This is a genomic window from Marinobacter oulmenensis, from assembly GCF_014201735.1.
Lineage (GTDB): Bacteria > Pseudomonadota > Gammaproteobacteria > Pseudomonadales > Oleiphilaceae > Marinobacter > Marinobacter oulmenensis.
Genome location: NZ_JACHFE010000009.1, coordinates 161,846 through 169,021, shown reverse-complemented (window position 1 = coordinate 169,021; position 7,176 = coordinate 161,846). Strand labels below are relative to the sequence as shown.

The following is a 7,176-nucleotide window of genomic DNA, read 5'->3' as shown; positions in this document are numbered from 1 at the left end:
TAGTGCTTGAAGCGAGGCATCTGACAGCTCCTTGTCTGTTTGCCTGATCCTACCAAACCCGAGGGGGATTTCGAGTTTTTCTACAGCCTCAACGCCCGCAGCATGCGCGGCTTTGGAATGGAGACAAAGCCGCAATGGAAAAGACGTCGCCGTGCCTGCGTTGGTTGTATCTTCTCACTTTAGTTGCAGGGGAAAGCATCATGTAGCGCCAAGGCAACCAGAGTAGCTTCATCCAGATGGTGAAGTTTGGGGTTATCTTCCAAAAACTTTACTACTACTTTCGCTAGTTGCTCGTTGAGAGCGCTTGGTGGGCGGCAGGATTTGAGGCTTTCAAGTTCTCCGGATGCCATATCAGCAGTAACCGTAGAATAATCAGAGACACCAGCAACATATCCCAAACAATAACCCATTTCGATAAGAGCAGAGATTGGGTTTTCATTCGCTTTTTTGGCATCAGACGTAACGATCTGACATTGGCTTAGAATTTTCTCCGCCCCAGCTTGTGCCAAAGCCGGGGTCAAGAGGAACAGAATCATTAAGGGCTTGAGTAGATTCATTTTCATAACCTTAATTTTCCGACATAACGCCCGGGGCACGCGCCGGTTTGGAACTGCAAAGCAGTGAAAAAACCTGTCGCTGTGTAGCCGATTTTTAGCTTCATAATCCACCGACGGACCGCTTAAACTCTTCTCGGTGCTTCTTGCGGTCAGCCAACTCAGCCAGCAAGAACGCCAAGCACTGATCAATTAGCCTTGCCTGATTGAGACACTGCTCTTCCGAAAGACTGTGGATTCCCTCGCTCAAGGCCCCATACAGGCGGCCCAGGGGGTTCAATCCATCTGGTTTGAGATGAGCTGGCACGGCATCATTCGCGATCTTTATTTTCTCAGCCATTGGGCAGTTCGTACCCAACTCTTCTAGTGCTGCGAGGGTTTCGGTTCCGGAAGATGACGCAGCGGCGTCTTCCCGGACTAATTCCAGCAATCTCCCGATGTTGTCCTCAACCAATCGACGATAATATGCAAACGCTCCGATCCCATAGGCATTGGCTAGGCAGGCAATTGCTTTCTCATAATTCGCAGCGTCATCCGCCATAAACCTTTGAACATGCCGATTCCTAGGCAGCCTAGGTCTGGGGTATTGGCCTACCTTTTCAACATCTACATGTTCATCAGTGACGAATTGGACGACGTAATACCGCCTAGAGGCACGCCGACACGTCAAGCAGGTGAACTCGAAATATGACCTGCCAGTATCAAGTCGAGGGACTGCCATACGAGAACCACCTCCCCTGGGCCGAATGTCTCCAAATGGCCGGCGTTCTTCACAGAAATCACAGTGATCATCAATCTGCTGAATATGTAAGCTTGTTCGATTGACCGAAGGCCGCCCATAGCGCCTCCGCGCATACAGCGGAGCAGATTCCAGGAAATCTTTGATCTCCTGATCGGTCAGTTCAGGCAATGCTTCCTTTGTGTGATCTGTCATCGGGTTTCCAAAATGTGAAGCCAAAAGCAGCTAGGCAGCGCGCTTTAACATTGCAGAAATTTGGCTGCATCATTATTACTGACCTTGAACCATCAATCACGCTGCACATGAATATAAAACAATAGCTTAGCCGAGCATTGCCATCTCCGCTATGTAATCGTTCAGCGCCTGCAATTTGCTCCGCCAATCACACTGGATGAAATGGCTGTGATTGGCCTTGAGGCTCTGGCGGAAAGCCCTGACTCGGATGTTCGCTTTTGTTTAGCAGCGGACCGATCGAGCCGTCCGGTGGAGGCCGCAGGCCGGCAGGTCAGGAATTGGTGGGCCTAAGAAATAGAGATGGAAACTTATTTCTCTCGGCCCGGCCAACCCATCGTCAATGCGATTGGAGAGTCATTCAACGGCAGACTCTGCCAGGAATGCTTGGACGAGAACTGATTCCCGTCACTGACCGATACCGAGCAGAAGATTGACTTATGGAGAACGTTCTATAATCAAGTCAGGCTTCACTCTGCACGAATCGTTGTTAAATACCTGAAACATAACCCTCAGGACCTACACCAGAACGAAGCCTCCTAGCTATCTCAGCATCCATGGAAGCGTATCCATGCGAACAAGTTGAGCACGCTAACTAGTTGACACTGGATGGCAATGGCTCTGAAACCATAGAAAGCACTAAAATAACGATAGCATGCTAACATTAAGCAGGGAGCGGAAAGACTCGGAAAAGGGAATCACCCCCAGTGGCACAGCTGGAACTGGGGGTATATTTGGGGGTATAAAACAAACGACATAAATTTATACAACTTATATTTCAATACGTTAATTAGATAATCGATACCTGCCGGGGGTACCATCCAGTCGTCACATTGCCCCCACGACCAGATGGGGCCGATCCTCCAGAGTCGGGAAGACACTACCCACCGCAGCACCGATCAGTGTCTTGATCATCCGTTCCCGAATGGGTCAGTCAATTTAGTAGCAAACTGACACTGGCTCCTGTCGGGATTATTTACAACCTTCCCGCATGCCGCCGTTATCATCTGTCTTAATGCCCTAACCCAACTGGGATAACCCAACCAGGGCATGTTTATTGCCGCTGGAAACGGAACAGGGATTTCAGGCAACAACAGAACAGCCAGAGGGGACGGCACAGATGATTCCATTCCGGTTTTCTTACCAGTCATGGCGGTTGGCCCGCCGTATCAGTCAAGCAGCCAGCGTTTTCAGCATAATTCTCGCCATGGTGTTTATGGCAGTGCCGGCCCGGGCCCTGGTCATTGATGCCAATCCGGGTGCCGATTACAGCTCGGCCCAGGCCCTGAATGGCTGGTTTGACCTGGGCTTCAGCGCGGACATTGGTGACGAAACCGGGCTCAACACCTCCCTGAGCATTCCTCATGTCACCGTGGACGCCAGTCAGGCCGGTTACGGGCTGACGCACTGGTACTCCTTTGAAGTGGCGAAGACCTCCACGGTGATCCTCGATGTGGATTACGGCGCAGAGTACGTGGTTGAAGACGAAAGCCACCCGGATGACATCACCGATACCTTCATGTCTCTGCTGGACTGGGACCGCAACACGCTGGCCGAAAATGACGACCACTCCCCCATCTTTGGCCCGGTGGCTGGAGCCGGCGGCTCTATCCACCACTACGACTCTTTCATCCAGGCGCTGCTGGATCCGGGCCGCTACTACGTTGCCATCCGACAGTTCAACAGCGCCCCGTTCCAGGCCCAGAACGGGTATGTCCTTCAGGCTTCGGTCACCCACCCGGTGCCGGAACCCCCGGCTGCTTTCCTGCTCCTGATCGCGCTTGGCGGCCTCTGGGTCCGGAGGCGCAACTGCAGACAGGCGCACCAAACCGGCACTTGCGCACCCAAATAGCGCACAATTTCCCAATTTCAAATGCCTGCAACTGTTTGCACCGCCCTGTTTGTGGCCTTCAAAGCCCTGCGCCGGGGCGGTTTCAGGGCCGCCAACCTGTAACCGCCAAATTCTGGCACGTATTTTTCTTAGAGTTCCTGTGAGTTCTCGAAGCCGGTCATTGACCGTAAGCCTTCATACATAGAGACGCTTCTTTTGAAGCGAACAGGTGCAGAAGCCTGGGTTCTCGCGTTAGCGCGAGCACTCGGGCTTTTTTTTTGGGGATAGAAAAATGCTTGACCAGGTAGTGGTCGGATTACTGGCATCCACCTGCGGAACCTACAGTTACGTGGGCCGTAGCATTCTGGCCGGGCTTCGACACGCCATCAATGAAATCAACGCGGACCCGGCGTTCGACTTCACGCTCGACGCCAGGGAATACGACCCCGAAGGGGAACTTCAGAACTACATCACCGGTGTCGACCAGTTGCTGGGCCAGGGAGCCCGCCACATTTTCGGGACCACCACCTCTTCCAGCCGGAAAGAAATCATCCCGGACCTGGAACGCACCGGCAGCCTGCTCTGGTACCCCTGCCCCTACGAGGGTTACGAGTGCAGCCAGAATGTGCTCTACCTGGGTGCCTGCCCCAGCCAGAATCTGCTGCCCCTGCTGAGCTACGCCATCTCCGGCTTTGGTCCCGACGCCTACCTAGTCGGCTCGAACTATATCTGGGGCTGGGAGAGTAACCGCATTGCCCGGGAACTGCTCGAACTGGCCGATGGCACCGTGCACGCGGAAAAATACTATCGCTTCGGCGATACGGATTTTGACACGCTGATCGATGGCATCATCCATCAGCGGCCATCGTTCATACTCAACAACCTGGTGGGCGAGTCCTCCTACCATTTCCTGAATCAACTGAACGAGGCCTGCCGGGAACACGGGCTGCGGCTGCCGGTACTGAGCTGCAACTTCACCGAATCCGAGCTGGCGCAGATCCAGACACCGGACGCCATCCAGCTGCTCTCCTGCGGCGCCTTTTTCGAGGGTGTGGATCCGGACTTTGTCGCCCGGCAGCACCGGCGCCACGGCATTCAGCCCATCTCCCACTGTTACACCACTGCTTATGTCTCCATGCACCTGTTTGCAAACGCCGTTCGGGCGGTGGGTCACGATCATCCGGAGGCCATTTCGGAGACTCTGGCAAATCTGAATGTGCCAACCGTCCTCGGCCGGCTTCAGATGTCGGAACACAACAATCACTTTGCCCTTCCGTGCCATATCGCCGAAGCGGGTCCCCGTCACTTCCGGCTGGTTCACACCGAAAACCAGGCCATTCCTGCGGATCCCTACCTGGTACAGAGCGATTTCGATGCTTTCCGGAACCTGGCAACCGACCGCCAACAACGCAATTTCCTGAGGTTAGTGAAATGACTGACAACAATGTGGCCCTGACCAGCCGGAAGAAAGTCCTGCTGGTGGATTGCGACGATCGACTGACCGAGCAGCTTGGCAAAAGCCTCAAACGTCTCGGCATGGATACCACAACGCTTCCGGAAGGGGCACAGGACATTCCGGCTGACATCACCAGTGTCATCGTGGAAATCGATGAACTGCAGAGCCGGCAGTTGGTGGAGCACGCCAGACAAACAGGTCTGCCCATCATCGCCCTGTCCAAACACGAAACCCTGTCGCGCATCGAGAGCGCCATTGCCATTGGCGCGACCGCCATGCTCAACCGGCCGGTCACCCAGAGTTCTGTCTACACCACCCTGATGATGGCACAGGGACTGCGGGAGCAGATCAACACTCTGGAAGCCGAGAACGCCCGCCAGGCTCAGCGTCTTGAACAGCGCCCCAGACTTGCCCGGGCTGTGGCCCATCTCATGCTGGAACTGGGACTGAATGAATCCGACGCCTATGAGCGCATCCGTCTGCTTTCCATGAAGCTGAACGTGAGCATCGAGCAGATCTGTTCCGACATTGAGCGGGAGTCACTGGTCAAGGGAGTGAGGAACTGAACATGTCGGGTTTCGACCTCATCAAACGCCTGTTCCGGCACAAGTCCGTGGCTTTCTCCCTGATCGTGATCCTGGTGGTGGTCGCCGCCGCCCTGATGGCGTCCTGGATTGCCCCCTACGACCCCAACAAACAGTTCTATGACGGCCTGACCATGGAAGGCGCACCACTGCCACCCAACAGCCGGTTCCTGCTGGGCACGGACCTGCTCGGGCGCGACCTGCTGTCCCGCCTGATCTACGGCGCCCAGACTTCCCTGATTATCGGCATCGCCGCCAACGGCATCGCCATCCTGATCGGCACGCTGGTCGGCGTCACTGCCGGCTTTGTCCGGGGCTGGGTGGGCAACCTGCTGATGCGCCTGACCGACCTGATGATGGCTTTCCCCGCCCTGCTGCTGGCCATCGCCCTGGCCGCCATACTCGAACCCAGCCTCTGGATCGTTGCGCTGGTGATCGCCATGGTGAACTGGGTTCAAGTGGCCCGGGTGATCTACTCCGAAACCATCGCCATTGCCTCCCGGGAGTTCATTGCCGTGGAACGGACCCTGGGTGCCAGCACCCTGCGGATTCTTTTTTCCCACCTGCTGCCGCATTTGCTGCCCACGATCATGGTCTGGGCAACCCTCGGCATCTCCACCACGGTGCTGCTCGAAGCCACCCTGTCGTTCCTGGGTGTCGGCGTCCAGCCGCCCACGCCCAGCTGGGGCAACATCATTTTCGAGAGCCAGACCTATTTCACCTCGGCGTTCTGGCTGGTGCTGTTCCCGGGCGTTCTGATCGTTCTGCTGTCACTGAGCTTCAACCTCGTGGGCGATGCACTGCGGGATGAACTGGATCCATCGCTGAAAGGAAGAGACTGATGGCTGTCTATATTCTCCGCCGCCTGGCCTATGCGGTACTGATCCTGCTGGGTGTGTCATTCATCACCTACCTGCTGCTATACCTGATTCCGGCAGACCCGGCCCGGCAACTGGCCGGGCGCAGCGCCACCCCGGAAACAGTCGCCAACATCCGCGCCCAGCTCGGGCTGGACCTGCCCTTTTACCAGCAGTATTTCCGTTACCTGTGGGATCTTCTGCAGGGGGATCTGGGCCGCTCATACATCCAGCGTACCGAAGTCTCGGCGCTGATCGGCTCCCGCCTGGTTGCCAGCTCCGAACTGCTGGTCTGGGGTATTGGTTTTGAACTGCTGATTGGCATCAGCCTGGGCGTACTGGCAGCCCTGAAGCGGAATACGGCGGTTGACCGGGCGCTGATGACCCTGTCATTCGTGGGGGTCTCCTCGCCCCATTTCATTGCCTCCATGCTGTTTCTGTACCTGTTCGCGGTGAACCTGGACTGGTTCCCCCTGGGCGGCTACGGCACCGTTCATCACATCCTGTTGCCGGCCCTCACCCTTGGCCTGCTTGGCAGTGGCTGGTACTCCCGGATGGTGCGTTCATCCATGATCGAAGTCCTGCAGCAGGACTTTATCCGCACCGCGCGTTCCAAGGGACTGACCCGGGCCCGGGTTATTTTCCGGCACGTGCTGCCCAACGCCATCATCCCGGTGATCCCGATGGTGGCCATCGACATCGGCATTTTCATTGGCGGTCTTGTGGTCGTCGAGTCGGTGTTCGGCTGGCCGGGCCTCGGGCAGCTCGCCTGGCAGGCCATTCAGCGCGTCGACATCCCGGTCATTGTCGGCGTCACCATGATCTCTGCCGTCTTCATTGTCTTCGCCAACCTGCTGGCAGACCTGCTGGTTCCACTCGTCGATCCGCGGATCAACCTCGATAAAACCTGAGAGCAGTACCCAC

General features: G+C 56.2%; 8 protein-coding genes. 6 read left to right on the top strand and 2 right to left on the bottom strand.

From position 1 onward, the window contains the following. Positions 1 to 179 precede the first annotated feature (179 nt). Both HNR38_RS15655 and HNR38_RS15650 read right to left on the bottom strand, forming a co-directional pair. Positions 180 to 563, bottom strand: a complete 384-nt coding sequence (locus HNR38_RS15655) for a Rap1a/Tai family immunity protein (protein ID WP_183706024.1) — start codon at positions 561 to 563, stop codon at positions 180 to 182. 94 nt (positions 564 to 657) lie between these two features. Next, on the bottom strand, positions 658 to 1,488 hold the full coding sequence (locus tag HNR38_RS15650) for a hypothetical protein (RefSeq protein ID WP_221275857.1): 831 nt from the start codon (positions 1,486 to 1,488) through the stop codon (positions 658 to 660). A 339-nt stretch (positions 1,489 to 1,827) separates the two neighbouring features. Here HNR38_RS15650 and HNR38_RS17635 point away from each other — a divergent pair, with 339 nt between their 5' ends. The 6 genes from HNR38_RS17635 to HNR38_RS15620 all read left to right on the top strand — a co-directional run bounded on the left by HNR38_RS17635 (position 1,828) and on the right by HNR38_RS15620 (position 7,163). After that, positions 1,828 to 1,926 carry an integrase core domain-containing protein gene (locus tag HNR38_RS17635; protein ID WP_183706022.1) on the top strand — a complete coding sequence of 33 codons (99 nt, stop codon included), beginning with the start codon at positions 1,828 to 1,830 and terminating at the stop codon, positions 1,924 to 1,926. 805 nt (positions 1,927 to 2,731) lie between these two features. Further along, the gene (locus HNR38_RS15640) at positions 2,732 to 3,376 is read left to right on the top strand and encodes a DVUA0089 family protein (RefSeq protein WP_183706020.1); all 645 of its coding nucleotides are present in this window, start codon (positions 2,732 to 2,734) and stop codon (positions 3,374 to 3,376) included. Positions 3,377 to 3,647: 271 nt separating this feature from the next. Beyond that, on the top strand, positions 3,648 to 4,790 hold the full coding sequence (locus HNR38_RS15635; RefSeq protein ID WP_183706018.1) for a transporter substrate-binding protein: 1,143 nt from the start codon (positions 3,648 to 3,650) through the stop codon (positions 4,788 to 4,790). Continuing rightward, positions 4,787 to 5,377 (top strand): ANTAR domain-containing response regulator, encoded by a 591-nt coding sequence (locus HNR38_RS15630; RefSeq protein ID WP_183706016.1) that lies wholly within the window; start codon positions 4,787 to 4,789, stop codon positions 5,375 to 5,377. Before HNR38_RS15635 ends, HNR38_RS15630 begins: the two co-directional genes overlap by 4 nt. A gap of 2 nt (positions 5,378 to 5,379) precedes the next feature. After that, positions 5,380 to 6,237, top strand: coding sequence for an ABC transporter permease (locus tag HNR38_RS15625; protein ID WP_183706014.1), 858 nt, complete (start codon positions 5,380 to 5,382; stop codon positions 6,235 to 6,237). Next, positions 6,237 to 7,163, top strand: a complete 927-nt coding sequence (locus HNR38_RS15620) for an ABC transporter permease (protein ID WP_183706012.1) — start codon at positions 6,237 to 6,239, stop codon at positions 7,161 to 7,163. The genes HNR38_RS15625 and HNR38_RS15620 overlap by 1 nt, the downstream gene beginning before the upstream one ends. The last annotated feature ends 13 nt before the right edge of the window (positions 7,164 to 7,176 follow it).

Excerpts from the sequence above, each read along its gene's own strand:
- HNR38_RS15655 (WP_183706024.1), bottom strand. The coding sequence starts at position 563 with ATGAAAATGAATCTACTCAAGCCCTTAATGATTCTGTTCCTCTTGACC.
- HNR38_RS15650 (WP_221275857.1), bottom strand. The coding sequence starts at position 1,488 with ATGACAGATCACACAAAGGAAGCATTGCCTGAACTGACCGATCAGGAG.
- HNR38_RS17635 (WP_183706022.1), top strand. The coding sequence starts at position 1,828 with ATGGAAACTTATTTCTCTCGGCCCGGCCAACCCATCGTCAATGCGATT.
- HNR38_RS15640 (WP_183706020.1), top strand. The coding sequence starts at position 2,732 with ATGGTGTTTATGGCAGTGCCGGCCCGGGCCCTGGTCATTGATGCCAAT.
- HNR38_RS15635 (WP_183706018.1), top strand. The coding sequence starts at position 3,648 with ATGCTTGACCAGGTAGTGGTCGGATTACTGGCATCCACCTGCGGAACC.
- HNR38_RS15630 (WP_183706016.1), top strand. The coding sequence starts at position 4,787 with ATGACTGACAACAATGTGGCCCTGACCAGCCGGAAGAAAGTCCTGCTG.
- HNR38_RS15625 (WP_183706014.1), top strand. The coding sequence starts at position 5,380 with ATGTCGGGTTTCGACCTCATCAAACGCCTGTTCCGGCACAAGTCCGTG.
- HNR38_RS15620 (WP_183706012.1), top strand. The coding sequence starts at position 6,237 with ATGGCTGTCTATATTCTCCGCCGCCTGGCCTATGCGGTACTGATCCTG.